Source organism: Methyloversatilis sp., assembly GCF_030696805.1.
In the GTDB taxonomy this organism is placed as follows: domain Bacteria; phylum Pseudomonadota; class Gammaproteobacteria; order Burkholderiales; family Rhodocyclaceae; genus Methyloversatilis.
Genome location: NZ_JAUYRO010000103.1, coordinates 13231 through 37419 on the forward strand (window position 1 = coordinate 13231; position 24189 = coordinate 37419).

26 protein-coding genes and 1 tRNA gene are annotated in these 24189 nt (G+C 65.1%); 11 read left to right on the forward strand and 16 right to left on the reverse strand.

Annotated elements, in window-relative coordinates; genetic code table 11:
* Positions 1-150: 150 nt before the first annotated feature.
* Positions 151-702 (reverse strand): 1,6-anhydro-N-acetylmuramyl-L-alanine amidase AmpD, encoded by a 552-nt coding sequence (ampD, locus tag Q8R75_RS17055; protein WP_305615828.1) that lies wholly within the window; start codon positions 700-702, stop codon positions 151-153.
* 123 nt (positions 703-825) lie between these two features.
* Between ampD and Q8R75_RS17060 the strand changes: the two genes are divergently transcribed.
* A complete protein-coding gene (locus Q8R75_RS17060) occupies positions 826-1350 on the forward strand; it encodes a hypothetical protein (RefSeq protein WP_305663804.1) in 525 nt (174 codons plus the stop codon).
* 48 nt (positions 1351-1398) lie between these two features.
* Here Q8R75_RS17060 and Q8R75_RS17065 read toward each other — a convergent pair whose 3' ends face one another.
* From Q8R75_RS17065 to Q8R75_RS17085, 5 genes are all read right to left on the reverse strand, one after another.
* Positions 1399-2748, reverse strand: a complete 1350-nt coding sequence (locus tag Q8R75_RS17065) for a sigma-54 dependent transcriptional regulator (RefSeq protein ID WP_305627107.1) — start codon at positions 2746-2748, stop codon at positions 1399-1401.
* Entirely contained in the window at positions 2718-4346 is a 1629-nt protein-coding gene (locus Q8R75_RS17070; protein WP_305663805.1) for an ATP-binding protein, read from the reverse strand. The genes Q8R75_RS17065 and Q8R75_RS17070 overlap by 31 nt, the downstream gene beginning before the upstream one ends.
* A complete protein-coding gene (locus tag Q8R75_RS17075) occupies positions 4324-4566 on the reverse strand; it encodes a PP0621 family protein (RefSeq protein ID WP_305615834.1) in 243 nt (80 codons plus the stop codon). Before Q8R75_RS17075 ends, Q8R75_RS17070 begins: the two co-directional genes overlap by 23 nt.
* Before the next feature lie 240 nt (positions 4567-4806).
* Positions 4807-4883 (reverse strand) — tRNA-Pro (locus tag Q8R75_RS17080).
* Positions 4884-4952: 69 nt separating this feature from the next.
* On the reverse strand, positions 4953-5882 hold the full coding sequence (locus Q8R75_RS17085) for a polyprenyl synthetase family protein (protein WP_305615836.1): 930 nt from the start codon (positions 5880-5882) through the stop codon (positions 4953-4955).
* Between the two features lie 181 nt (positions 5883-6063).
* On the opposite strand from Q8R75_RS17085, the gene rplU reads away from it, so the two are divergent.
* The 4 genes from rplU to proB all read left to right on the forward strand — a co-directional run bounded on the left by rplU (position 6064) and on the right by proB (position 9022).
* Positions 6064-6375, forward strand: coding sequence for a 50S ribosomal protein L21 (gene rplU / locus Q8R75_RS17090; RefSeq protein ID WP_069038061.1), 312 nt, complete (start codon positions 6064-6066; stop codon positions 6373-6375).
* 50 nt (positions 6376-6425) lie between these two features.
* Entirely contained in the window at positions 6426-6689 is a 264-nt protein-coding gene (gene rpmA / locus Q8R75_RS17095; protein WP_305615270.1) for a 50S ribosomal protein L27, read from the forward strand.
* A 142-nt stretch (positions 6690-6831) separates the two neighbouring features.
* Complete coding sequence (obgE, locus tag Q8R75_RS17100; RefSeq protein ID WP_305615272.1) at positions 6832-7923, forward strand: GTPase ObgE; 1092 nt, start codon at positions 6832-6834, stop codon at positions 7921-7923.
* Entirely contained in the window at positions 7907-9022 is a 1116-nt protein-coding gene (gene proB, locus Q8R75_RS17105) for a glutamate 5-kinase (protein WP_305615278.1), read from the forward strand. The genes obgE and proB overlap by 17 nt, the downstream gene beginning before the upstream one ends.
* A gap of 12 nt (positions 9023-9034) precedes the next feature.
* Here proB and Q8R75_RS17110 read toward each other — a convergent pair whose 3' ends face one another.
* Positions 9035-10504 (reverse strand): sensor histidine kinase, encoded by a 1470-nt coding sequence (locus tag Q8R75_RS17110; protein ID WP_305615280.1) that lies wholly within the window; start codon positions 10502-10504, stop codon positions 9035-9037.
* A gap of 122 nt (positions 10505-10626) precedes the next feature.
* Between Q8R75_RS17110 and Q8R75_RS17115 the strand changes: the two genes are divergently transcribed.
* The 3 genes from Q8R75_RS17115 (at position 10627) to Q8R75_RS17125 (ending at position 11959) form a co-directional block, all read left to right on the forward strand.
* Entirely contained in the window at positions 10627-10788 is a 162-nt protein-coding gene (locus Q8R75_RS17115; RefSeq protein WP_083223920.1) for a DUF1328 domain-containing protein, read from the forward strand.
* Positions 10789-10827: 39 nt separating this feature from the next.
* Entirely contained in the window at positions 10828-11466 is a 639-nt protein-coding gene (locus Q8R75_RS17120; protein ID WP_305615283.1) for a response regulator transcription factor, read from the forward strand.
* 91 nt (positions 11467-11557) lie between these two features.
* Positions 11558-11959, forward strand: coding sequence for a response regulator (locus tag Q8R75_RS17125; RefSeq protein WP_305615285.1), 402 nt, complete (start codon positions 11558-11560; stop codon positions 11957-11959).
* Positions 11960-12216: 257 nt separating this feature from the next.
* Here the strand turns inward: Q8R75_RS17125 and Q8R75_RS17130 are convergent, their stop codons facing one another.
* The 6 genes from Q8R75_RS17130 to Q8R75_RS17155 form a co-directional block, all read right to left on the reverse strand.
* The gene (locus Q8R75_RS17130) at positions 12217-12363 is read right to left on the reverse strand and encodes a hypothetical protein (RefSeq protein WP_305615287.1); all 147 of its coding nucleotides are present in this window, start codon (positions 12361-12363) and stop codon (positions 12217-12219) included.
* A gap of 527 nt (positions 12364-12890) precedes the next feature.
* Positions 12891-14165 carry a phospholipase D-like domain-containing protein gene (locus Q8R75_RS17135; protein ID WP_305615289.1) on the reverse strand — a complete coding sequence of 425 codons (1275 nt, stop codon included), beginning with the start codon at positions 14163-14165 and terminating at the stop codon, positions 12891-12893.
* 31 nt (positions 14166-14196) lie between these two features.
* Positions 14197-14376, reverse strand: coding sequence for a hypothetical protein (locus Q8R75_RS17140; RefSeq protein ID WP_305615291.1), 180 nt, complete (start codon positions 14374-14376; stop codon positions 14197-14199).
* Positions 14377-14670: 294 nt separating this feature from the next.
* Complete coding sequence (locus tag Q8R75_RS17145) at positions 14671-15390, reverse strand: Crp/Fnr family transcriptional regulator (protein ID WP_305626593.1); 720 nt, start codon at positions 15388-15390, stop codon at positions 14671-14673.
* A gap of 432 nt (positions 15391-15822) precedes the next feature.
* Positions 15823-17190 carry an ATP-binding protein gene (locus Q8R75_RS17150; RefSeq protein ID WP_305611618.1) on the reverse strand — a complete coding sequence of 456 codons (1368 nt, stop codon included), beginning with the start codon at positions 17188-17190 and terminating at the stop codon, positions 15823-15825.
* Positions 17187-17870 carry a response regulator gene (locus Q8R75_RS17155; protein ID WP_305611620.1) on the reverse strand — a complete coding sequence of 228 codons (684 nt, stop codon included), beginning with the start codon at positions 17868-17870 and terminating at the stop codon, positions 17187-17189. Before Q8R75_RS17155 ends, Q8R75_RS17150 begins: the two co-directional genes overlap by 4 nt.
* A gap of 297 nt (positions 17871-18167) precedes the next feature.
* On the opposite strand from Q8R75_RS17155, the gene dsbD reads away from it, so the two are divergent.
* Genes dsbD through dsbG form a run of 3 tightly spaced genes read left to right on the forward strand, consistent with a single transcriptional unit; the run spans position 18168 to position 21723 of the window.
* Positions 18168-20027 (forward strand): protein-disulfide reductase DsbD, encoded by a 1860-nt coding sequence (gene dsbD, locus Q8R75_RS17160; protein WP_305611621.1) that lies wholly within the window; start codon positions 18168-18170, stop codon positions 20025-20027.
* A gap of 41 nt (positions 20028-20068) precedes the next feature.
* Complete coding sequence (locus Q8R75_RS17165; RefSeq protein ID WP_305611622.1) at positions 20069-20866, forward strand: TlpA disulfide reductase family protein; 798 nt, start codon at positions 20069-20071, stop codon at positions 20864-20866.
* Complete coding sequence (dsbG, locus tag Q8R75_RS17170; RefSeq protein ID WP_305611623.1) at positions 20863-21723, forward strand: thiol:disulfide interchange protein DsbG; 861 nt, start codon at positions 20863-20865, stop codon at positions 21721-21723. The genes Q8R75_RS17165 and dsbG overlap by 4 nt, the downstream gene beginning before the upstream one ends.
* A gap of 186 nt (positions 21724-21909) precedes the next feature.
* Here the strand turns inward: dsbG and Q8R75_RS17175 are convergent, their stop codons facing one another.
* The 3 genes from Q8R75_RS17175 to Q8R75_RS17185 all read right to left on the reverse strand — a co-directional run bounded on the left by Q8R75_RS17175 (position 21910) and on the right by Q8R75_RS17185 (position 24187).
* Complete coding sequence (locus Q8R75_RS17175) at positions 21910-22629, reverse strand: Crp/Fnr family transcriptional regulator (protein WP_305611624.1); 720 nt, start codon at positions 22627-22629, stop codon at positions 21910-21912.
* Positions 22630-23049: 420 nt separating this feature from the next.
* Complete coding sequence (locus tag Q8R75_RS17180; protein WP_305611625.1) at positions 23050-23670, reverse strand: YeeE/YedE thiosulfate transporter family protein; 621 nt, start codon at positions 23668-23670, stop codon at positions 23050-23052.
* A gap of 7 nt (positions 23671-23677) precedes the next feature.
* Positions 23678-24187 (reverse strand): YeeE/YedE thiosulfate transporter family protein, encoded by a 510-nt coding sequence (locus Q8R75_RS17185; RefSeq protein ID WP_305611626.1) that lies wholly within the window; start codon positions 24185-24187, stop codon positions 23678-23680.
* Positions 24188-24189 lie beyond the last annotated feature (2 nt).

Consider the following 24189-nt stretch of genomic DNA (forward strand, 5'->3'; position numbering starts at 1 on the left):
CGCTGCGGCGGAATGAATCTGGAGGTGGGGAAGTGTGCTCTTCGACCACTACCTATAGTGGTTCAAGCGGTTTGAGCTACTAAGTGTAGTGATGCGACCCGGACACCGCAAGCGCTTTTTTCCGCCCGCGGCGAATCCGCCGGAAACGCTTCAGCGGCGCGGAATGCCGACCGCCGACCAGTCGAAACAGGCGCCCGGATCGGTCTTCCGACCGGGCGCCACATCCGAGTGGCCTACGACATCGGCAATCGGATGGCGCTTGCGCAGCGCCCCGATGAGCGCGCGGGCGCGCGCGTACTGGGCGTCTTCGAAGGGCAGCACGTTGCAGCCTTCGAATTCGATGCCAACCGAAAAATCGTTGCAGCGGCTGCGCCCCTGCCAGCTCGATACCCCCGCGTGCCAGGCGCGCTCAAGGGTGGACACAAACTGCAGCAGCTCGCCGTCGCGCCGCACCACGAAGTGCGACGACACCCGAAGTGCTGAGATATCAAAGAAGTAGGGGTGAGCCGATGGATTGAGCCGGTTGGTGAACAGATCTTCGATCCACGGCCCGCCGAAATCGCCCGGCGGCAGGCTGATGCTGTGCAGCACGATGAGCGACACCGGCGCATCGTCCGGCCGCGCATCGCGATTGGGAGAATCGACGCGCCGCGCCGCCGCGCACCAGCCGTCGGCGTCGATGACGTGATCGGGGTGGGTCAAGAGGAGGTGCCTTTGGAAACTCGCACGTTGAGCACGCGGCAACTCGAATTTGACGAGCTGAATCGCCTGCGGGGCAGGCTCCTACGAAAGACATCACGCTTTTCGCTAAGGCAGGTCCCGCCCGTGATCGCCGCGCTGATTTCGCGACAACACGTGTTCGACGCGCCGGATCGCCTGCGGGGCAGGCTCCTACGAAAAACATCACGCTTTTCGCTAAGGCAGGTCCCGCCCGTGATCGCCGCGCTGATCACGCGACAACACGTGTTCGACGCACCGGATCGCCTGCGGGGCAGGCTCCTCCGAAAAACACCACGCTTTTCGCTGGGGCGGGCCCGGCCCGCGATCGCCACGCTGATCACGCGACAACACCTGTTCGACGCACCGGATCGCCTGCGGGGCAGGCTCCTACGAAAAACATCACGCTTTTCGCTGGGGCGGGCCCGGCCCGTGATCGCCGCGCTGATTTCGCGACAACACGTGTTCGACGCGCCGGATCGCCTGCGGGGCAGGCTCCTACGAAAAACACCACGCTTCTCGCTGGGGCGGGCCCGGCCCGCGATCGCCACGCTGATCACGCGACAACACGTGTTCGGCGCGCGGGATCGCCTGCGGGGCAGGCTCCTGCGAAAAGCGCGAGGTCTTTCGTAGGAGCCTGCCCCGCAGGCGATTCGCACCGCGACGCCCGAGATACGACCTTCACTCGTTGATGCCCAGCCGCTGCAGGCGGTAGCGCAGCGAGCGGAAGGTGACGCCGAGCAGGCGGGCGGCGGCGGTGCGGTTGTAGCGGGTCTTGCGCAGCGCGTCTTCGATGGCGGCGCGCTCCATGCGGTCGAGGTAGTCCTGCAGCGGCAATTCGCCGGCCTGATCGGCGGGGGCATCGGCGTCGGGCGGCATCAGGCCGAGGTCGGCGGCGTCAATCTGCGCGTCGGCGCTCAGCGCGTAGGCGCGTTCGAGCACGTTCTCAAGCTCGCGCACGTTGCCGGGGAAGGGGTAGGCGCACAGCGCGTCGATCGCGGCGCGCGTCAGTACCGGGTGCGCGTTGTCGGGGGCGGCGATGCGCTCGAGCAGGGTCTGCGCGAGCTGTGGAATGGATTCGCGGCATTCGCGCAGGCTGGGCATGCGCAGTTCGAGCACATTGAGGCGGTAGAACAGGTCCTGCCGGAAGCGGCCGTCGTCAACCATCTGCTTCAGGTTGCGGTGGGTGGCGCTGATCAGCCGGATGTCGGTCGGCTCTTCGCTGCGCGCGCCGACCCGGCGCACCGACTTTTCCTGGATGGCGCGCAGCAGCTTCACCTGCATCGACAGCGGCAGGTCGCCGACTTCGTCGAGAAACAGCGTGCCGCCCTTTGCCGCCTGGAAATAGCCTTCCCGGTCGGCATCCGCACCCGTGAAGGCGCCCTTGGTATAGCCGAAAAACTCCGACTCGACCAAGGTTTCGGGAATGGCGCCGCAATTGACGGCGATGAACGGCCCGGCGCGGCGCGCACCCAGTTCGTGGATGAGCCGTGCAGCGCGCTCCTTGCCGCTGCCCGATTCGCCCTGGATGTTGACCGGCGCACTGCTGCGCGCCAGCTTGGTGATCATGTCGCGCACGTGCACCAGCGCCGGTGCGTCGCCCACCAGTGCGTCGGCGCCCTGTGCCGGCGAGGCCGCATTGCGACCCGGCAGGTCGAGCGCCGAGCGCACCAGCGCGCGCAGCTGTTCGATCGACACCGGCTTGGCGAGGTAGTCAAAGGCGCCCGCCTTCAGCGCAGCCACCGCGTTGTCCATGCTGCCGTAGGCGGTGATCACGGCCACCGGCAGGTCGCGGTGGTGTTCGGCAATGTAGCGCACCAGATCCATGCCTTCACCGTCAGGCAGGCGCATGTCGGTCAGGCACAACGCGAACTGCTCGCGTGCGAGGAAGTCGCGCGCCTGTTCGACGGTGCCGGCCAGCGAAGCGTGCAGGCCCATGCGGGCGAGCGACATGTCGATCAGCTCGCGCAGATCGTCTTCGTCGTCGACCACCAACACCTTCAGCTCACGTTGTGATCGCCGACGTTCCATGCACCGTCCCAGCTTCTGTTCATGCCGCGTACGCGAAAGTGCGCCCCGGGCGAATTATCCACGAAGTCCAGCCGCGCCCCGTTGGCTTCGCACAGTTCGCGCGCGATGTAGAGCCCGAGACCGGTGCCCTTGCTGTGCGTGGTGAAAAAGGGTTCGAACAGATGGGTGTGCACCGTGATGTCGATGCCCGGGCCGTCGTCGAGCACCTCGATCAGCGTTGCGTCCTCTTCGCTGCGCACGATGATGCGCACCGATTCCTGCCCCTGACTGGCGTAGCGCAGCGCATTGACCACCAGATTCCACAACACCTGATGCAGATGACCGCGGTCGAACCAGATCGCGCCTGCGGCCGGCGCATCGATGCGCACGCGGCTGCGTACCGAAGCATCGCGCATCGCCAACTCTTCGACGAAGTTGCGCGCATAGGTCGCGAGATCGAGCAGTTCCGGTTCGGCCCGGTCGCGGCGGCCGAGTTCGAGTACGTCGCTGACCAGCCGGTCGAGCCGCTGGCTGTTGTCGCAGATGATGCGGGTGAGTCGGGCCTGCGTCTCGGCGCGACGCTCTTCCTGCAGCAATTCGGCCGCCTGCGTGATGGCCGACAGCGGATTGCGGATCTCATGCGCCATGCTGGCGGTGAGCCGGCCGAGCGCGGCCAGCTTGATCTGGCGCGCCTGTTCGCGCAGCCGCGCCAGATCTTCGATGAACACGAGGTGACCGCCCTGCCCGCCCGCCGGAACGCAACGCACGCGCACCGCTGCCGGTCGCGCCGGCAGGTCGAGCACCATGACGCGTTCGCGGTCGGCCGACGCGATGCCTGACAGCAGGTCGGCGAGCGCGGGGGAGAAGTCGGCCAGCGTGACCGGGCGCGGCATGGTGGGGTCGAGCAGGCGATGCGCCTGCGGATTGGCCTGCGTCACGCGACCATCTGGATCGACCACCAGCACGCCGTCTTCCATGTCGCGGATGACGCGCTCGTTCACCCGCACCTGCTCGGCCAGGTCGCGCCCGCGCTCGCGCGCCAGCAACTCGTTGGCGATGACGCGCCGCGCCAGCAGGCGCACCGCAATCGCCGTGGCGAAGAAGCCGATGCTGATGGTGCCGACCTGCACAAAAGTGGTCGCGTCATCGACCGTGGTGATCGCCTGTATCGACTGCTCGAACAGCATGGCGAGACTGGCCACCGCAGCGTAGAACACCGCCAGCCGGCCTTGCCCGACCAGCGCCGCGAAGGCCAGCACGACCACATGCATGAAAGGCAGGCCGCTGCTCGCGCCGCCGCTGGCGTAGGTGAGCAAGGTGAGAAAGACGATGTCGGCCAGCACACCGAGTGTGAGGCGACCGCCTGATGTCGGCAGCACGCGATCGGCGCCGAGCATCGTCACCAGCGCGAAGGCCCAGTACGCGAGCGCCGTGCGCGAGAACAGCACTTCGTTGTAGCGGCCGAAGCTGATCTCTCCCGCAAAACCCAGCACGATGGCCAGCAGCACCGTCGTCATCAGCAGCCGGTAGAGGCTGAAGTAACGCAGCGGCGTCAGGGACGACAGACTCACACTGTCGTCGTCGCCCGCCGCCGCGTCAGCGACCGTCGTCGTGCGCATCCGCATGCGCGTCCCGGTGTTCGATGGAACAGTAATGTCGCTCGCCAGCCGCCAGCGCCTCGCCTTCCGGCAAACGCAGGCCACAGTGCGCGCACTGGACGATCTGCTCGATCACCTTGGTCTCGGGCTTGCGCTCGACCGGATCGGGTTTGCGTTTCTTCTTGAAGAACCACAGCCAGGCAACCAGCACCAGCAGTGCAAAAAAGAGGATTCGGGTCATCGGTACGCGAAAAGGTCGGGTTCGGCGGATGCCAGGGCAACGCGCAACCACTGCGTCGCCTGAACCGTGCAGCAAGCTTACGGCGCAGCCGCGATTTGCGCGAGTCCCCGCGGGCGAACGGACATCCGGTGATCGACGCGGCGATTCGTCAGGGCCCTTCGCCTTCAGGGCGCTGTTGTCGAATCAACGGTGAGAGAAACAAAAAAGCCACCTCGAGAGGTGGCTTTTTCGCGGGATTTGTGGTCGGGGAAAGAGGATTCGAACCTCCGGCCCCTGCGTCCCGAACGCAGTGCTCTACCAGGCTGAGCTATTCCCCGATCTGCACGGCCGGTAACCCGTGCAGCACTGCTATTCCGTCACCCTGCGGCAACGAGGCGCGCATTATGCTAGAACTCGCGCTCAACTGCAAACGCCGCGAGATCGAACAAACTCTGCATGTATTCGTTGGACGGCAAACCCTGCAGCGCGGCGCTTGCCAGCGCCGCTTCGGCGCGTGCGTGACTGCGTGCCGCATCGATTGCACCACTCGCGACAACCGCTTCGAGCACGGCGGCCCAGTCGTCGCGTCCGCCCTCTTCGATCGCATGCCGTACCGCGGCGACCTGTGGCGGCGTACCGTTCTTCATGACGTGGATCAAGGGCAGCGTGGGTTTGCCTTCCGCAAGATCGTCGCCGAGATTCTTGCCGATGGATTGCTCGTCGCCGGAGTAATCGAGCACGTCGTCGACCAACTGGAACGCCGTGCCGAGATGCATGCCAAAGCGCGCGAAACGCTCTTCGACGTCGGGCGTCGAGCCTGCCAGCAACGCGCCCAGCCGGCTGGCCGCTTCGAACAGCTTGGCCGTCTTGTAGCGGATCACCTGCAGGTAGCGCTGTTCGTCGACGTCGGCGTCGTGGCAGTTGAGCAACTGCAACACTTCGCCTTCGGCGATTACATTGGTGGCTTCGGCCAGCACCGCCTGCACCCGCATGCTGCCCACGCCCACCATCATCTGGAAGGCGCGCGAGTAGAGGAAGTCGCCAACCAGCACCGAAGCGGCATTGCCGAACAGCGCGTTGGCGGTCTTGGCACCGCGTCGCAGTTCCGACTCGTCGACCACATCATCATGCAGCAGCGTTGCCGTATGAATGAACTCGACGACCGCTGCCAGTTCGGTCCGATGCGCGCCGGTGTAGCCACAGGCGCCCGATGTCAGCAGCACCAGCGCCGGACGCATGCGCTTTCCGCCCGCACCGATGATGTACTCGGCCACCTGACGCACGAGCACAACGTCGGAATGCAGCCGCTCACGAATGACCACATCAAGCTGGCTCATGTCGTCGGCGATCAGGCTGTAGAAGCGGTTCAGGGATGACAAGGCAGACGGCCGACGCGGAAAAACGCGGATGGTAGCAGCGCACGCCCGCCCGTCAAGTTCGCGCATTCAGCACCCTTTGACTTCGGCGTCCGGGCTCGGATATACTTATCGATTCCCTTAAACCTTATTGGGGTTACACATGTACGCGGTCATAAAAACCGGTGGCAAGCAGTATCGCGTTGCCAGCGGCGAAAAAATCAAGGTAGAACAGATACCTGCGGATGTGGGCTCGGAAATCGTGATCGACCAGGTTCTGATGGTCGGCGAGGGCGAATCGGTCAAGATCGGTGCGCCCCTGGTTGCCGGTGCCAGCGTTCGTGCAACGGTGCTCACACAAGGGCGCCACAAGAAGGTGACGATTTTCAAGATGCGCCGCCGCAAGCATTTCCAGAAGCACCAGGGGCATCGTCAGAATTACACCGAGCTGCGCATCGAAGCCATCAACGGCTGAGAGTGTTTACAGTGCGCGGGTCGCACTGAGCGTATTCAGGAGAGCATGAAATGGCACACAAAAAAGGCGGCGGCAGTACGCGTAACGGTCGCGATTCAGAGTCGAAGCGTCTTGGCGTCAAGAGCTACGGCGGTCAACTGATTTCGGCAGGCAGCATCATCGTGCGTCAGCGCGGTACCGAATTCCACCCGGGCGACAATGTCGGCATGGGCAAGGATCACACGCTGTTCGCGAAGATCGAGGGCGTCGTACAGTTCTCCGTCAAGGGCGCCAGCCGCCGTCGCATGGTGACCATCGTTCCGGCTGCAGCCTGATTCAGGCTCGACGGAACCGAGGCCCTGCCCCCGAGGCAGGGCTTTTTGTTTGTGGCGCCGGCAAGGCACGGTACGGCACAGTACGGCACTGAGGTGGCGTTTTCGTTGTATCCAGCATTGATTCAGTCAGGTGTGAAGCGAAATGAAGTTCTTTGACGAAGCGAAGATAGAAGTCATCGCCGGTGACGGTGGAAATGGCTCTGCCTCGTTCCGGCGCGAAAAATTCATTCCGTTCGGCGGGCCCGACGGCGGTGACGGTGGTCGAGGCGGCAGCATCTGGGCCATCGCCGATCGCAACCTGAACACGCTGATCGATTTCCGCTACACGCGCATGTTCAAGGCCGACAGTGGTGCGAACGGGCGAGGGGCTGATTGTTACGGCCGCGGCGGCGAAGACCGCGAGCTGCGCATGCCGGTCGGCACGACGATCACCGATCTGGCGACCGGCGAAGTCATCGCCGACCTCGACCGCGACGGCGCACGTGCGCTGATCGCCAAGGGCGGGCGCGGCGGTCTGGGCAACCTGCATTTCAAGTCGAGCACCAACCGCTCGCCGAAGCAGACCACACCGGGTGAGGAAGGCGAGCGCCGCGAACTGAAGCTGGAGCTGAAGGTTCTCGCAGACGTCGGTCTGCTCGGCATGCCGAACGCCGGCAAGTCGACCTTCATCCGCGCGGTGTCGGCGGCGCGTCCGAAGGTGGCCGATTACCCATTCACTACGCTGGCACCGAACCTCGGCGTGGTGCGGGTCGACGAATCGCGCAGTTTCGTGCTGGCCGACATTCCCGGCCTGATCGAAGGCGCCGCGGAGGGCGCCGGTCTGGGTCATCAGTTCCTGCGTCATCTGCAGCGCACGCGCTTGCTGCTCCATCTGGTCGACATCGCCCCGTTCGACGAGGCGGCTGACCCGCTGCACGACGCACGCGCCATCGTCGAGGAACTGCGCCGTTACGACGATGCGCTGTACCAGAAGCCGCGCTGGCTGGTGCTGAACAAAATCGACCTGATACCTGAAGACGAACGTGCAGCGCGCGTAAAAGCCTTCGTGGACGCCTTCGGCGCCGAACGCGTCTTCTCAATTTCGGCGCTGACGCGCATCGGCTGCGACGGCCTGTGCTACGCCGTGATGGACCACGTAGAAGCGACCCGCCCGCCGCCCGAACCGGAGCCTGACGTGCGCGATCGCGAAATCACTGAATCCAGCGATGAGAGCGGCGATGAGAGCGCGACTTGAGCGGGCGAAACGGCTGATCGTCAAGGTCGGCAGCGCGCTGGTCACGAACAACGGCGCCGGACTCGACCTCGGCGCACTGCAGGAATGGGCGCGCCAGATTGCCGCGTTGCGCGCTGATGGCCGCGAGGTGCTGCTGGTATCGTCCGGCGCCATCGCGGCCGGCATGCAGCGCCTGGGCTGGGCCACACGGCCGCACGCGATGCACGAGTTGCAGGCCGCGGCCGCCGTCGGCCAGATGGGTCTGGCGCAGGCCTATGAAGGCGCCTTTTCCGCCTACGGTCTGGTGTGCGCGCAGGTACTGCTGACGCACGAAGACCTGGCCGACCGCACACGCTACCTGAACGCCCGCTCGACCTTGTCCACGCTGATGGAACTGGGCGTGGTTCCGGTCATCAACGAAAACGACACCGTCGTCTACGAGGAAATCAAGTTCGGCGACAACGACACGCTGGGCGCGCTGGTCGCCAATCTGACCGAAGCCGACTGCCTGATCATCCTGACCGACCAGAACGGCCTGTACACGGCCGACCCGCGCAAGGATCCGGCCGCCACGCTGATCAGCGAGGGCGATGCCGACGACGCGCGTTTCGAGGCCATGGCCGGTGGCGCAGGCAGCGGCATTTCGCGCGGCGGCATGATCACCAAGGTGCGCGCTGCACGGCGCGCCGCGCGCAGCGGCGCCGATACGGTGATCGCCAGCGGCCGCGAGCCCGATGTGCTGCTGCGGCTGGTGCGCGGCGAAGCACTGGGATCGTATCTGAAGGCCGGCAGTTCGCCGCTGGCCGCTCGCAAGCAGTGGCTGGCCGACCATCTGCAGATGGTCGGCACGGTCACGCTCGACGAAGGCGCCGCACGCGCATTGCGCCAGGGCAAAAGCCTGCTGCCGGTGGGTGTGATCGACGTGCAGGGCCAGTTCGAGCGCGGTGCCGTCGTTGCGTGCCGCGATGCCCAGGGCAACGAGCTGGCACGCGGGCTGATCAATTATTCGGCGTCGGAAACTCGCCGCATTGCGCGCCGCGCCTCGTCGGAAATCGAGGCGCTGCTTGGCTATATCGACACCGAAGAGCTGATCCACCGCGACAACATGGTGCTTGCCTGATCGCTGCGGTGGTCATTCGCCTGCCGGCAGCGGCAGGCTGAGCGAAAGCCGCGTGCCGCGCTCCGGTGCGGGGCCGATGTGGAAACTCCCCCCCAGCGCATCGGCGCGGAACTTCATGCCGAGCAGACCATGCGACCCGGTCTTGCCGCGTGCTCCGGTGGCGATGCCAACGCCGTCGTCGACAATCTCCAGCGCGATCTTTCCGTCTGCAACCGACAACGTGATTGTCACGCGGCTGGCCTGCGCGTGCTTGCGGATATTGGTCAGCGCTTCCTGCACGACGCGGTAGATCGCGATCCCGCGGTCGCGGTCGAGTTCGAGCGAATCCGGTAGCCGCAGCACCAGTTCGAATGGCGCCGACGCGCGTGTTTCGTCGGCCAGCGCTTCGAGCGCAGGCAGTACCCCGAGATGCGTCAGCACGGTCGGCACCAGACCTTCGATGACGCGCCGCTTGATCTGAACGCCCTGCTCCAGGATATCGCACACGCGGGCCAGCGAATCGACGTCCGGACTGCCCTGCTTGCGCGCGCGGCGCAGCAGCATCGATGCTTCCATGCGGCTGGCCGTAAGGATGGAGCCGAGCTCGTCGTGCAATTCACGCGCCAGCGATGACTTCTGCCGCTCGGCCTCGGTCTGCAGATGGCTCGCCAGTTCAGACAGTTCCTCGGTGCGTACGCGCACCAGCGCATCGAGCTCATCGCGCGCCTCGCGCAGCCGGTTCGCCGTGGCAAGTTCGACCTGACTGCGCATCGAGTAGGCGCGCAGCAGCAGTATGAGCAGCAGCACGCCGATCGCGACGACTGCGATGGCCACGCTGCGCTGATGTTCGATCTCCTCGCCCAGCAGCGCCATCTGCTCTTCCAGATAGGCGCGTTCGGTCTTCACCAGCGGTTCGAGCGCTTCGCGCAGCGGCTCCGGCGCGACCACCGGCGGCAGGAACACATCCATCACCTCGACCGGACTCGCACTCGCCGGCAGCGCCCGCAGTCGCTTGAGCTCTTCGGCTTCTGCGATACCAACGCTGCGCACCAGCGCGATGCGTTCCGGCTCGATCTGGCGGCGCATCGCCCAGCCGACCACCTCGTCCGCAGCGCTGGCCAAACGCTGCGCCGCGATCAGGTGCTGCTGCAGATGGGCGACGGAGGGCTCTTCTATATAGCGGGCTTCAGTCATCGTGACCTGCGCGTTGTCGAACACCAGATCATTCAGCGCTGCCAGCGAAAGGCGCGAGGCATCGATTTCCTCTCGCGCGCGCTGCATGGACTGGAAGGTGGTTTCGGATATCACCGTGAAGGCGATGCCCACCGCGACGACCAGCAAGGCACCCCAGCGGAAGCGCGCCAGCCGCATCAGTACGCTGTCAGTCAGGCGCTCGGCACCACCGGTGGCCGATTCGGCCCTGCGCGCCGCACGCGACAGACCTTCGGTGATGACGCGACGACGTTCCGCGCCGGGTGTCGTACGGCGCTCGACGTCAGACATGTCCGACGCCCTGTCGATGAGGCGGACGACAGCTGCCGACAAGGCAAGGCCCTATCGTTAACCCATGAGTTCCGACGCGGGCGTCGGATAAGAAAAGTGAGTCATTCACCCAGGAGGCTGCCATGCTGCACTATGCCCTTATCTTCTTCATCGTTGCCCTCATTGCCGCCCTGTTCGGTTTCGGTGGTATCGCCGCCAGTGCAGCGGGTATAGCAAAAATACTGTTTTTCGTCTTTCTGGCGCTGACGCTGGCATCCTTCGTACTCGGGCTGTTCAGACGCTGAGCGTCTGCGGCCCGTGGCACCCACTGAAGGAAATCGATCATGAACAAACGACGCATCCTGCTCGCGGACGATCACCAGATCGTCCGCAACGGCCTGCGCCAGCTCATCAATGGCGAAGCCGATCTCGAAGTCTGCGCCGAAGCGGCGACGAGTGCGGAAACGCTGACACTGCTGCGCCAGCAGGATTTCGATCTGCTGCTGCTCGACATATCGATGCCCGACCGCGACGGCATGGATACGCTGCGCCTGCTGCGCACCCACCGCGCCGACCTGCCTGTACTCATCATCAGCGCCTACGCGGAAGAACAATACGCGCTGAACATGCTGCGTGCCGGTGCCAATGGCTACATCCGCAAGGACGCCGACGTGGAAGACATCCTGACCGCCATCCGCACGGTGCTGCGCGGCCGCCGCTATGTCAGCGATGTCGTGGCCGACCTTCTGACGCAGCGGCTCAATGGTGACAACGACGCGCCGGCGCACCAGCAACTGTCGGAGCGCGAATTCCAGGTGCTGCACAAACTGGCCACCGGCAAATCGGTCACCGAGATCGCCGAAGAACTGTTCATCAGCGTGAAAAGTGTCAGCACCTACCGCAGCCGTCTGCTGACCAAGCTGAACCTGAAGAGCAATGCCGAACTGACCTATTACGCACTCAAGAATGGATTGATCGAGTGACGCCGTCTGTCGGCCCCGACCTACAGTTCACCGGGAGCGTTCGTGCGAAACTCGCGCTCCCGGGCTTCGCCCCCTGACGCCGGACGCCACCGTGGAATGGCCCCGTTCTCCCTCCGAAGCCGCACGGCAGCGCCCGATCCGGGTGCTACTGATCGAAGATTCGCCGCTCATACGCAAACATCTGGTTGCCCTGCTTGAAGACAGCGCAGGGATCAGCGTGAGCGGCGAGGTCGACACCGAAGCGGCAGCGATCGAGGCGCTCGACAGCAACACCTTCGATGCTGCCGTGGTCGATCTGCAACTGCGCGAAGGTAGCGGTTTCGGTGTGCTGCAGCACCTGCAGCACCATTACCCTGAAATGCTCGCGGTCGTGCTCACCAACAGCAACACCCCTGCCATGCGCGCGCGCAGTCTCGCGCTCGGCGCCCATCATTTCCTCGACAAATCGAGTGAGTTCGACCGCGTAGCCGAATTGCTCGAAGCCCTGCGCTGACTGTCTGTCGGAGGTCGAGGCAGACGTGCAACCGCGCCAGACGCCCGGGCTGATTCACGGTTAGGTCTGCACCAGTCTGGCCGGCTGAAATCCGCATGCGCGTCGGGCCTCAGGCGGAAGGCGCCCCTGCCAGGTTGCCTTGAAGGATCTCCGCGTCGCATTCGGCCCACTCAACCTGAAAACCTGATTTGACCACTTGAAATGTGGTTGAAAGCCCGCGCTGTCGCGGGCACGGCTGGCAACGACGCTCACGTCGATCATTTCTTCCAGACCAGTGCCTTCGACGCCAGAACCAGACGTGCGCGGAGTTCGGCGTCCAGGCCGGGCGCCGCGTGCATGTCGGTATCGACCATGCCGGCGTCAATATCGCGCTTGGCCTGAACCATCACAGGATCAGGTTCCACGGCGATGGCATCGGGCGACTCGTCCCGTTCGTGTGGCAATGCAAGGCCACTGGCAGGTGCTGGCGTTCTGGCGACCCGTGGCGGGGTGGCCTCCTGACGCCCGACGGGACGCCTCGTTTTCGAACTTCTCGGCATATGCAACCTCGTTCTGGCGGTCAATGATCGGATGGGGCAGCCCAGTGCGGCGTGCCGCCGGGCAATTGCTGCGTGACTGTTCCGGGACGTGGTCGAGTGGCGGCGGGCATAAGCTGCAGCGAACGAATGCAGCATGCGCGGGCGGGCACTGTCAGGCGGTGCCATTGATCCGATTCCACGCGCCGTACGTCAGGCGTTGTCCCCGCACAGCGTGGATGACTCCGCACCGCAAGCCCGCTACCGTGACATTTCGGGCTCGATGTCGTCGAACGTGCGTCCTTCATGAGCGGCATCTTCATGGTGTTCCCCCGACGATCCGCCCGGGATGTCCGGGACTGGGTGAGTCATGTTTGGCCCGCCGCTCGACAGCGTCTGTGCGACTGCCCACATGGTCAGAGCTGGGTGCCGATGACCGACGCCAGCCACTCGCCCACCCTCTCGCGCACAGGTCTGGCCTCCCACTGTGCATAGGTCACAGGGCGGGCCAGCGCGAGATCGGCTTCGAACGCAGCGGTCTGGGCATTGGCGAATGGGCGATCCACGATGTTGAGCGTGGCTTCATCGTTGAGGCGAAACGACCGGTTGTCGAAATTGGTCGAACCGACCGAGGTGAGCAGACCATCGACGATCATCAGCTTGCAGTGGTACATCGTCGGTGCGTACTCGGCGATGGTGGCGCCGGCTCTGAGCAGCGGCCCCCAGGTGGCGCGCGACGCGCTGCGCACGGTGTCGCTGTCGATGTGCTCGCCGGGCACCACGATGCGCAGCCTGACACCACGCTTCAACGCCTCGGTAAGGGCTTGCAGCGTCAGCGCATCCGGCACGAAGTACGCGGCTGACAGATCGATCGACCGCGATGCCGCAGTAATGGCCAGCAGATACATCAACTGCATGCTTTCGCTGCCCCCGCTCGGGGAACTGCTGAACATCTGCGCCGACGCCGGGCCCGCCGGCGCCAGCGCCGGGAAGTAGTCCGGCCCGTGCAGGACGTCGCCGGTGACCTTGATCCAATTGTCGATGAAGACCGACTGCATCTGCGCCACCACCGGACCTTCCACCTCGAAATGCGTGTCGCGCCAGTGCTCGGGGTCCTGCGCGCGGCCGGTCCATTGCGGCGCGATGCCCACGCCGCCGGTATAGCCGACGGCCCCGTCGATGACCAGCAGCTTGCGGTGGGTGCGGTTGTTCAGGCGTCCGAGATGCGACCAGTGCGGTGGATGAAACCGCCTTACCTGCACGCCGGCCTGCTCCATCATGGTTATCAGGCTGTCGTCCATCTTCGCGCTGCCGACCCAGTCGAGCAGCACATGAACCTTCACACCCCGGCGCGCACGCTCGGCCAGTGCGTCGGCAAACGCGCGGCCGATGTCGCCCGACCAGTAGATATAAGTCTCGAAAGTGATGGATACCCGGGCGCCACGGATCGCCGCCAGCATCGGCGGAAATATCTCGTCGCCATTCAGCAGCGCGCGCACCTTCGTTCCCTGCACGAAGGGCGGCCCGAGGAGCACACCGAGCTCCTGCATGAACCGGGGGTCATCGAGCGTGTAAAGACGCTCGATGCGGCGCTCGATCTTCGTTTCACCGCCCACGAAATTTGCGATCAGCAAGCCGGCGATCCCGCTCAGGCTCGCCACGACAATGGCTGCGGGAATCCAGCGGGGCATGTGACGCATCGGCTCGCAGTGGACCGGCGCGTCAGCGCTTGCGCCTGGGTTTGGCCTTCAGCGCAGGCGGCGCAAGCAACCTGGCCGCCGCCGCATTCACCTGTCGCCGGGCCTGTGCCGTCGCCTGACCACGCAAGGTGCCGGCGACACGGTTCGCAGTGCTCAGCCACAAGCTCATGATCGGGTTCTTCTTCAGCCAGGGCTTGGCCATCAATGTCCTTCTGCAGTCGTGTCAAACGCCGGAATCGTGTTGTGGGTCATGGAGTGATCCATGTTCGCAGCGACTACCGGGTGCGTCACCGGTGTTCGCATGACGCAAGCCGCAGCGGATCGCGTGAGCATGCATTCGCGAGCGCCGGCCCACAGGTAGCGAGCGAAGTGGCCATCGGGGTCCGTCATGCGATCAACCGACGGGGAGCTCCCCGGTGCGCGACAGCGTCAGCCGCACTTTGATCCACACGGCGAGTTGCGACCGTCTGCCAGCGAACAAAAACAACGAAAAAGATCAGGACGCTTCGATGGCGGGCAACAGGCGATCGTATTCGCGCTTCACCACGTAATAGCACTCGCAGGCGCGATGCTCGAGAGCCGGGCGGTCCAGCACCCAGATGTGGCCACGTACGTAGTGAATGATGCCGGCAGACTGCAGTTTGAGCGCCGCTTCGGTGACACCTTCGCGGCGCACGCCCAGCATGTTGGAAATCAGTTCCTGCGTCATCACCACTTCATTGCCCGGCAGGCGATCCAGGCTGAGCAACAGCCAGCGGCCGAATTGCTTGTCCAGCGTATGGTGGCGATTGCACACAGCGGTCTGGCTCATCTGCGTGATCAGCGCTTGCGTGTAGCGCAGCATCAGGTGTGATACCGCGATGGACATCTCGAACTCGTCCATGAAAGCTTTCGCCCGAAGCCGGTAACCCGCGCCTGCGCTTTGCACCACGGCGTGGCTCGGGGTGGAGCCACCGCCCATGAAGACGGAAACGCCGACCAGGCCTTCGAGGCCGACCACCGCGATCTCAGCCGACGATCCGTCGTTCAGCATGTAAAGCAGCGAGACGATCGCGGTGGTGGGGAAGTACACGAAATTCTGCTGCGCGCCAGACTGGTAGAGCACCTTGCCGAGCGGCAGGTCGACAAACTCGAGTTCGGCTTCCCAGCGTCGCCAATCGGCATCCGGCAAACACGCCAGCAGATTGTTCTGTCGCGGGTGAGATGGTTCGACCATGTGGCCCCCTGAAGCGTAGCGCCTGTCAGAAATTCACGTTTTTTAACACTTTACGCGCTCGATGGGCTTGTGAGGTAAACCTGATAGTGGGCGAACTGATCGGGATTCGCTGGTCGACTGCACGGTACTCGCACGCTGCTGCGTAAGAATCTTGAATGATGTTGCTGCCGCAAAGACGGACGCGTGCTGCCCGAATGCGCTCGGCCCGCAAGGCATCGCGGGCCCGCAACGGATTTCAGCCGCGGCGGACACCACCGGGCGTACGCCCGATCGACACCGGATCTTCCACATCGCGCGCGCCACAGTTCCGTCTCGCAATGGAAAACGGCGCGCTCCTGCCTGGGCGCGGCCATGGCCTGCTGCACTGCGTCGTGCGCTGCCTTCAATCGATGCGTGCCGGACGGCACGGCAGCGCGCTGGGTCGCGAGTGCTTCAGGATCCGTCGTCCTGGCTCAGCGCCGTCGGAAAGCACAGTTGCGCTTCCATTCCCCTGCCCCGGCGCGGAGCCAGGTGCAAGGTGCCGCCGTAGCGCCTCGCCACAGCATCGACGATCGAAAGTCCCAGGCCACTTCCGGCATCGCCGTCGACACTGCCGCCGTTGCGACTCCAGAAGCGCTGCGTCGCCTGCTCGCTTTCCTCAGCCGTCATGCCCGGGCCTTCGTCGAGTACGCAGAAGCACACTTGAGCTGCCTGCGGTTCGATGCGCAGCACCACCGAGCCGGGGGTGGGCGAATGGCGCAAGGCGTTGTCGAGCAGATTCCGCAACGCCGACACCAGCAACGCTTCGGGTACCGCGAGCATTGCTGCCGATGCAGCCGCTCGCAACTCGACGCGCGGCATGCCGGCTGACGCATCGTCGATCGCTTGTCGAGCGGCATGCAACGCATCGACCCGTGGCGAGGGCTCGGGCGTCGCGGCACCTTCGAGGCGCGCCAGCAACAACAGTTGTTCGAGTGCGCGGTGCAGCCGCGTCACGCCCTGCTGCGCATACTCCAGCGCCTCGCCGGCTGCACCGTGCAACCCGGATTCGCCGCACGCCAGACGCAACACCTGCAGATGTGTCTTGATGGCAGTCAGCGGCGTTCGCAGTTCGTGTGCGGCGTCGTCGGTGAAGCGCCGCTCGCGTTCGAGGGCATCCTGCACGCGCACCAGCAAGTGTGCGATGGTGTCGATCAGCGGCTGCAATTCGGGTGGTGCGTCGATGGCGGGTAACGGCGCGTCGGCATCTGCACGCCGGTGCAGCAGCGCGGTGCGCACCCGCTCAATGGGCGCGAGGCCACGCCCGACACCGATCCACAGCAGCATCAGGCTGCCCGCCATCGCAATGGCAAACGGCACCGCCGCGGAAAGCGCAATCTCGCGCAGCAGGGCTTCGCGCGCATCCACTCGGTCGGCGGTGGCAATGCGTACCTCACCGACCTGCAACACGTAAGTGCGCCAGGATCTTCCGCCATAGACCGGGGTGCTGTAGCCCAGGACGGCAGCCCCCAACCCGGGGCTGGTCGAGGTACGAGCGATCGGCTGGATCGCAACCTCGCCGCGAACCAGGCTCACCTCGCACGCGAGTCCGTCACGCGCGATCACATCGAGCGGCAATGCGGCCGGGCCGCTGACCTGCAGGTGCTCCGCCGGAAGGCGCGCGACCAGACCTGCCACCATGCGCGCCGAGGCGGCCAGTCGCTCGTCCAGAGCGCTTCTCAGCTGCTCGCGCACATCCATGAACATCCACAGCGCGACGACGCTCCATAGCAGCGTCAGCGAAAAACCGATGATGGCGACCAGACGCAGGCGCAGCGTCATCGCTTCTCCTCGAATGCGGCACCGGCAGCGCCAAGGCGGTAGCCGACGCCGCGCACTGTCTCGACGATCGCGGGGCCGAGCTTGCGACGCAGATGGTGGATGTGCACATTCACGGCATTACTTTCCACATCGGTCTCGAAGCCATACAGGCTGGACTGGAGTTGCTCCAGGCTCAGAATGCGACCGGGGTTCTGCAGCAGCGCGCGCAACAGCGCCAACTCGCGCCGCGACAGCTCGACCGGCGCACCCTGCAGGCGCACCTCACCGCTGGACGCACTGAAAGCAAGGCTGCCGTGCTCGATGAGGTCACTGCTGCGACCGCTGGCGCGGCGCACCAGCGCATGCAGCCGGGCCACCAGTTCGTCGAGTTCGAAGGGCTTGAGCAGGTAATCGTCTGCGCCGGCCCGCAGCCCGGCGACACGATGTTCGAGCGCGTCGCGTGCGGTCAGCACGAGGACCGGGATGGCCTGGCCCTGGGCGCGCCAGCGCGCCAGCATCGCCATGCCGTCTTCGTCGGGCAGACCCAGATCGAGCACACAGACATCAAAGTGCGACGTACCGAGCGCCGCACGCGCCTTCGCGGCCGTGTCGACGTGATCCACGATCACGCCGAGCAGGCGCAATCCGGCCACGATGCCGCTCGCGACGAGGCGGTCGTCTTCGATCAGCAGGACGTGCATGGCTGACCCTCGAACGTGGCAGGCGCCACGGCAGCGGCCTTTCGAGCGCGTGCCCGATGCGGCCGCAAGGCGAACCGGTGCGCCGCACGTTGTCGATCGCGGCAGGCGAGCGGCAGCACCCGTGCGGAGCGTGCAATCCAAGAACCCATTGGTTTCATGCCCTCATTGTGCTGGCTGGGCGCGCGAAACACGAGCAGCGAGGCGCCAGGAAGTCCTGCTCCGACGTTAACGCCACCTTAATCGCCGCGCTCAAGGATCGCCCTCCAGTGACGCCTCGTCACACTTCGATACCTGCCCATGCCCGTACTTTCCGATCGCCTTCGAAGCAGCTTGCGCGCTGCCCTCACCGCACTGGTACTGCTGTGCGGCATCGCCGCGCCGTCGCACGCCGCCGAAGAGTTCCTGCAGCCCGAGCAGGCCTTTCGCCTGGCGGTCGCGCCAGCCGGCGCCGGCGAGGTGCAACTGACCTGGTCCATTGCGCCGGGCTATTACTTGTACCGGGACCGCATGGCGGTGACCGCATCTCCATCCGGTAGCCAACTGGAACGCAAGCTCCCGCCCGGCATCCGCAAGGACGACCCCAACTTCGGAGTGATGGAGGTCTATCACGACGCGGTCACGATGCGGGTGTCGCACGGTGGCGCCGCAGCACTCGATGTGACCTGGCAGGGCTGTGCTGACGCCGGGCTGTGCTATCCGCCGCAGACGCAGACGGTTCAGGTCACCGGCGTCGCGCCGGACACCGCCCGCACCGCTCTTTCCGACACCACGGTTCAGCCGCTGCAACCGGAATCTGCCGGCCTGTGGAACAGTCTTGCCGGCAGCGATTCCGAAGTGCTGCAGTGGCTCGATCAGCGCTCGCTCGGCTGGACCGTGCCGCTGTTCTTCCTGCTCGGCATCGCACTCGCGTTCACGCCTTGCGTACTGCCGATGCTGCCCATCGTGTCCGGCATCGTCGTCGGCAGCCGGGCGCCGCCGCGGCGCGCGTTCGCGCTGTCGATGGCGTTCGTGCTGCCGATGGCGCTGACCTACTCGACGCTGGGCGTGGCAGCAGCGCTCGCGGGCGCAAATCTGCAGGCGATGCTGCAGACCTCCTGGACGATGTCCGCGCTGGGCAGCGTCTACGTCGTGCTCGCGCTCGGCATGTTCGGTGTGTTCACCCTGCAATTGCCGGCCGGGCTACGCGACAGGCTAGACGGCACAAGCCGGAGCCTGCGCGGCGGATCGCTGCCGGGTGCAGCGGCCATGGGCGTGTTGTCGGCACTGCTGGTCGGCCCTTGCATGACGGCGCCGCTGGCCGGTGCGCTGCTCTACATCGCCCAGAGCGGAAACGTCGCCCAGGGCGCGCTGCTGCTCGCGGCACTGGGCATGGGCATGGGCCTACCGCTGGTGATCGCCGGCACGCTGGGCTCGCGCTTCCTGCCCAAGCCGGGTCCGTGGATGGATCGTGTGAAGGGCGCGCTCGGCTTCGTGCTGCTCGGCACTGCGGTATGGATGTTCGAACGCGTCGTGCCTGCGCCGGTCGCATTGCTGATGTGGGGTGCGTGGCTTCTTTCGGTGGCGGTGACACTGCTTCACGCGGCTTCGCGCCGCGCAGCACCCTTCTCCGCCCAGGGGTCGCCGCTGCGGCTCGCCGCCCGCACGCTGGCGCTCGTGATCGGGCTCTGGGGCAGCGCGATGGTGCTCGGCGCGGCAGGCGGCGCGATGGATCCCCTTCGTCCGCTCACCTTCGCCACAGCCTTGGCCACGGGCAGAACACAGCTTGATGCGAGCCCGCAATTCGTGTCGGTTGCCAGCGAACCGGAACTGCAGGCGAGGCTGGCGGCCGCGAGGGCCGTGGGGCAACCCGCCATCGTCGACTTCTACGCCGACTGGTGCGTCTCGTGCAAGGCAATTGAAAAGGAAGTTTTCGGCGATAGCCGCGTGCAGCGCGCGCTGGCTGGCGTGCTGATGCTGCGTGTCGACGTGACTGCCAACGACGCGCGCCATCGGGCACTGATGCACGCCCACCAGGTGATCGGTCCACCGACCGTGATGCTGTTCGATGCTGCCGGACGCGAGCGGCGCGATGCACGCCTGGTCGGTGAGTTCACACGAGACCAGTTTCTGCAGCGGCAGCCTGAGCCAGCGGCGCTCGCCATGGAGAATCCGTCATGAATCAGGCCTTGCAGATCGGCCCTTTGTCGCTGCCATTTTCGGTGCTGCTGACCCTGGTCGCCATTGCTTTTGGCGGGTTCGTCGGCCGGCGGGTGGCGCGGACCGCGGGCACCGAAGCCGAGCCAACACTGACGCGCATGCTGCTCGTCGGCCTGCTCGCGTCGCGCCTCGCCTTCGTCTGGCAGTGGCGCGAGCAGTATTTCAGCGCACCGCTGAGCATTCTGGACATTCGCGACGGCGGCTGGGAACCGGCCGCCGGCGTTGTGGTGGCCTTGCTGTTCGGCCTGCAACGCGCACATCGCGACGCCCGACTGCGCACGCCCGTGCTCGCCGCGGGATCCGCGACCGGCGCGGTGCTGCTGCTCGGCGGCGTCGCAAGCCTGCTGATGGCCTGGTCGTCGATGCCTCTGCCGCCCCTGACACTGAATTCGCTGGAGGGCCGCCCCGTATCGCTGGCTGGCTTTTCCGGCAAGCCGACGGTGGTCAACCTCTGGGCAACCTGGTGCCCGCCCTGTCAGCGCGAAATGCCGGTGATGCAGGAAGCACAGGCTGCCAATCCGGACGTGAACATCGTCTTCGTGAACCAGGGGGAAGCGTCACACACCATTACCGCGTTCCTCGAGCACCAGAGTCTGGCGCTGCGCAACGTGCTGGTCGATCCGCAGCGTCGCACCGGCGCGGCGCTGGGTCACCGGGCGTTGCCGACCACGCTGTTCTTCAACGCACAAGGAGTGCTTGCAGACACCCGCATCGGCGAGTTGTCCCAAGCCACGCTTGCGCAACGCCTGGCGAGCCTGCGCGCCGCCTCACCCCCCAACCAACCAGCCACGACACCATGAACCCTGCCAACAGCGCTTCCTGCCCACGCCTCCGTTCGTCAGCCATCGTGCGCTCGACTACGGGCGCACTGATCATCGCCTTCGCATCGGCGGCCGCATCGTTCGCTATTGCGGCGCCAGCGCTTCCCGCTGCGCTGCAGGCCCTCGAGAAGAAGGGCCTGACCATCGTCGGCACCTTCCCGAGCCCGGGCGGACTGACTGCCTACGCCGCCCACGCGGGCACCGAGCCGGTCGCCTTGTATGTGACGCCCGACGGCAAGCACGTGATCGCCGGAACACTGTTCGATGCCACCGGCACGAACCTGACCACGGCGCGGCTGGAGAAGGTGCTCGCCAAACCGATGACCGACGCGGTCTGGGAACAACTGGAGAAGAGTCACTGGATCGCCGATGGCCGTGCAGACGCGCCGCGCACCGTCTACGTCTTCACCGACCCCAACTGCCCCTATTGCAACAAGCTGTGGGCCGACGCCCGGCCGTGGGTCGATGCCGGCAAGGTGCAGCTGCGGCACATCATGGTCGGCATCCTGACCCCGACCAGCGCCGCCAAGGCGGCCGCGTTGCTCGGCGACAGGAATCCGGTCGCCGCGCTTGATGCGTACGAACGTGGGCACGTCGCATCAACCGCCAAGACGTTGGCCAGTGGGCGGCCGAAGCCGCTCGGCGATGAAAGCCTCAAACCGCTGGCAGTGGTGCCGGCCGCGCTTGCCGTCAAACTTGATGCAAACGCTGCGCTGATGGCGGCCTATGGCCTGGGAGCGACCCCGGCGGTGGTCTGGAAGGACGCGAAGGGGAGCGTGCAGATGCGTCAGGGCGCACCGGAATCCGACCTCGCCACAATCTTCGGGCCACGCTGATCGCGCAAGGCCTGACCGCACAAGACCGTAAGGGCTTTGGCACAAGCACCCCGGCTTCCGCTGCCTTCACTGGCCGGCGGGCCTGTGCCGTCGGCGGGTCGCACAAGATGCCCGGCAGCGACCGCATGACTCTGATGCACACGATGTGCTACTGCCGTCTGCCAGCGAACAAGAACCGCGAAACGATCAGGCTGCTTTGACGGCCGGCAGCAGACGATCGTATTCGCGCTTCACCACGCGATAACAATCGCATGCGCGAGCCTCAAGACCGGCACGGTCCAGTACCCAGATATGCCCGCGCGCGTAGCGAATGATGCCGGCAGCCTGCAGTCTGAGCGCCGCTTCGGTCACCCCCTCGCGGCGCACGCCCAGCATGTTGGCAATCAATTCCTGGGTCATCAATAGCTCGTTGCCGTGCTGGCGGTCCAGACTTTGCAGAAGCCAGCGGCAGAACAACTGATCGACCGAGTGGTGGCGATTGCACACTGCCGTGTGGCTGATCTGCGTAAGGAGAGCTTGCGTATAGCAAAGCATCAGGTATTTGACACGATCGGAGCGTTCAAACGCCGCTTTGACGGCATGTGCGCGAAGCCGGTAGCCCATGCCCGCGCTGCACACCTCGGCGCGGATGGGCATGGACGTACCGCCCATGAATATGCAGATACCCACCGCACCTTCAGGCCCCACCATCGCGATTTCCGACGACGCGCCGCCTTCCGTTGTGTAGACCAGCGACACGATGGCGCTGGTCGGAAAATAGGCGAACTCCGGTGGCACGCCGGACTCATGAATGACTTTGCCCAACGGCAGGTCAACCAGTTCGAGCTGCGGCTGTAGAAGCCGCAACTCCTCGTAGGGCAGGGATGCCAGCAGTTGATTCCGGTGCGCGTAGTTAAGTGCAAACAATTCCTGATCCCCCAGAGTGGCATCTTGCAGGACTCGATTAATCGTCGGATTTCGCTTTTAAAATATCCCTATAAGCTGAACTTATGACTGTGCGGTACCGAACACAGGTAGGCGCCGATAGCGGCTCTAGGCCAGTCAGGTCAACAGTTGTCTGGGTGTCCGTACATCTGCCGACCAAAGCAACTGCAATTCGCCCATTTGCCAACCGGAATGGAGGTGCTCCAGGGTTCGCAATCCCGGATCGGAGCCGGTTTCACAACAAGGCAGTGGGTTTCAACGGCACTACGAACGCGGATCGGCGGAAGAAGCCCTCGGTGGCAACCGGCGCGGCAGCGTGGTTGCAGTGTGACCCGCGCGTTCTTCGACCCGAATTCGATCCAGCGCCTTTTGGACGACAGCCGAAGCGGTGAAACGGACGCTTCAGGGCGCCAACCGGGCCAGGGCGAAAAGTGCCAGGACGAGTGCCGGCACGAATGCAGCAAGGAATATCGAAAGCCGTATCCCCAGCAACTCGGGTAGCGTGATTTCCCCGCGGCTGCCGATTTTCTGGATCGTCGAAGCGACGTAGCCCGACGTTTCGGCATAAAGATAGCTACCGGCCATCAGGCCGATGATGCCGGCGATCGCGTCGCAGTTGCCCTGGCCCAACGCGGCGACGCCGGTGCCCGGACAGTAACCGAGCAGACCGAGACCGACACCGAACAGCAGGCCGCCCACAATGTTTGCGGCGTAGTGCGTGGGCTTCACGTGCAATTCGACCAGACCCAGCGCGCGCAGCGAAAAGATACCCAGCATGCCGACGATGATCGCCGTCAGCATCACCTTGATGACGGTGAAATCGGTCAGGAAGAACTGCCCCATCAGCACCTCGTATCTGGCCACGCCGCCCTTCTGCAGCAGAAAGCCGAAAGCGATGCCGAATACCAGCGCGAGCACGAGCTGGCGCGCCGAATCCGGCTTGCCGGGCGCCTCCATGTCTTGCTGTTCCCCGGCGCGCAGCGGGATGATGAGCACTGGCGGGACGTTCTCGGGAGTCGTCATTCGACGCTCAGAAGCGATACAGCAGATAGGCCGTCGCGACGGCGCCGACGAAGAAGCACGGCAGCGCAATCCACGAACCCACCGACAGCTGAAGTGCGCCGCTGATGCCATGCCCGCTGGTGCAGCCACCCGCGAGCCGCGCCCCGTACCCGAGGATCATGCCGCCCACCAGCGCCACCCCGAGCCGGGGCGCGACGTCGGGACCGAAATGCTGCTCCCACAAGGCGGGCACCCATACACCGGTGATCTCGCCGCCGGTGACTGCAGCGAGCCAGGCGCCCAGTGGCATCCCGACCACCAGCATCACACCCCATTCGATCTTCGGCGGGGTGTCCTGATAGGACTTCAGGTTCCCGGTATGGCGCCTGGAAAACAGATTACCGACCATGCCCGCCAGCCGGGCGTACGCGGTCGACACACTCAGCGGCTTGTTGGAAAAGTAGAAGGTCGCCATCGACAGCAGGCCGATCAACGTGCCGACGAGGTAGGGCGACCATGCACCCGATGCGGATTGCATGA

Excerpts from the sequence above, each read along its gene's own strand:
- dsbD (WP_305611621.1), top strand. The coding sequence starts at position 18,168 with ATGCCCGTACTTTCCGATCGCCTTCGAAGCAGCTTGCGCGCTGCCCTC.
- rplU (WP_069038061.1), top strand. The coding sequence starts at position 6,064 with ATGTACGCGGTCATAAAAACCGGTGGCAAGCAGTATCGCGTTGCCAGC.
- obgE (WP_305615272.1), top strand. The coding sequence starts at position 6,832 with ATGAAGTTCTTTGACGAAGCGAAGATAGAAGTCATCGCCGGTGACGGT.
- Q8R75_RS17150 (WP_305611618.1), bottom strand. The coding sequence starts at position 17,190 with ATGACGCTGCGCCTGCGTCTGGTCGCCATCATCGGTTTTTCGCTGACG.
- dsbG (WP_305611623.1), top strand. The coding sequence starts at position 20,863 with ATGAACCCTGCCAACAGCGCTTCCTGCCCACGCCTCCGTTCGTCAGCC.
- proB (WP_305615278.1), top strand. The coding sequence starts at position 7,907 with ATGAGAGCGCGACTTGAGCGGGCGAAACGGCTGATCGTCAAGGTCGGC.
- Q8R75_RS17185 (WP_305611626.1), bottom strand. The coding sequence starts at position 24,187 with ATGCAATCCGCATCGGGTGCATGGTCGCCCTACCTCGTCGGCACGTTG.
- Q8R75_RS17145 (WP_305626593.1), bottom strand. The coding sequence starts at position 15,390 with ATGGTCGAACCATCTCACCCGCGACAGAACAATCTGCTGGCGTGTTTG.
- Q8R75_RS17085 (WP_305615836.1), bottom strand. The coding sequence starts at position 5,882 with ATGAGCCAGCTTGATGTGGTCATTCGTGAGCGGCTGCATTCCGACGTT.
- Q8R75_RS17180 (WP_305611625.1), bottom strand. The coding sequence starts at position 23,670 with ATGACGACTCCCGAGAACGTCCCGCCAGTGCTCATCATCCCGCTGCGC.
- Q8R75_RS17155 (WP_305611620.1), bottom strand. The coding sequence starts at position 17,870 with ATGCACGTCCTGCTGATCGAAGACGACCGCCTCGTCGCGAGCGGCATC.
- Q8R75_RS17110 (WP_305615280.1), bottom strand. The coding sequence starts at position 10,504 with ATGTCTGACGTCGAGCGCCGTACGACACCCGGCGCGGAACGTCGTCGC.
- Q8R75_RS17070 (WP_305663805.1), bottom strand. The coding sequence starts at position 4,346 with ATGCGCACGACGACGGTCGCTGACGCGGCGGCGGGCGACGACGACAGT.
- Q8R75_RS17120 (WP_305615283.1), top strand. The coding sequence starts at position 10,828 with ATGAACAAACGACGCATCCTGCTCGCGGACGATCACCAGATCGTCCGC.
- Q8R75_RS17135 (WP_305615289.1), bottom strand. The coding sequence starts at position 14,165 with ATGCCCCGCTGGATTCCCGCAGCCATTGTCGTGGCGAGCCTGAGCGGG.
- Q8R75_RS17140 (WP_305615291.1), bottom strand. The coding sequence starts at position 14,376 with ATGGCCAAGCCCTGGCTGAAGAAGAACCCGATCATGAGCTTGTGGCTG.
- Q8R75_RS17065 (WP_305627107.1), bottom strand. The coding sequence starts at position 2,748 with ATGGAACGTCGGCGATCACAACGTGAGCTGAAGGTGTTGGTGGTCGAC.
- rpmA (WP_305615270.1), top strand. The coding sequence starts at position 6,426 with ATGGCACACAAAAAAGGCGGCGGCAGTACGCGTAACGGTCGCGATTCA.
- Q8R75_RS17115 (WP_083223920.1), top strand. The coding sequence starts at position 10,627 with ATGCTGCACTATGCCCTTATCTTCTTCATCGTTGCCCTCATTGCCGCC.
- Q8R75_RS17075 (WP_305615834.1), bottom strand. The coding sequence starts at position 4,566 with ATGACCCGAATCCTCTTTTTTGCACTGCTGGTGCTGGTTGCCTGGCTG.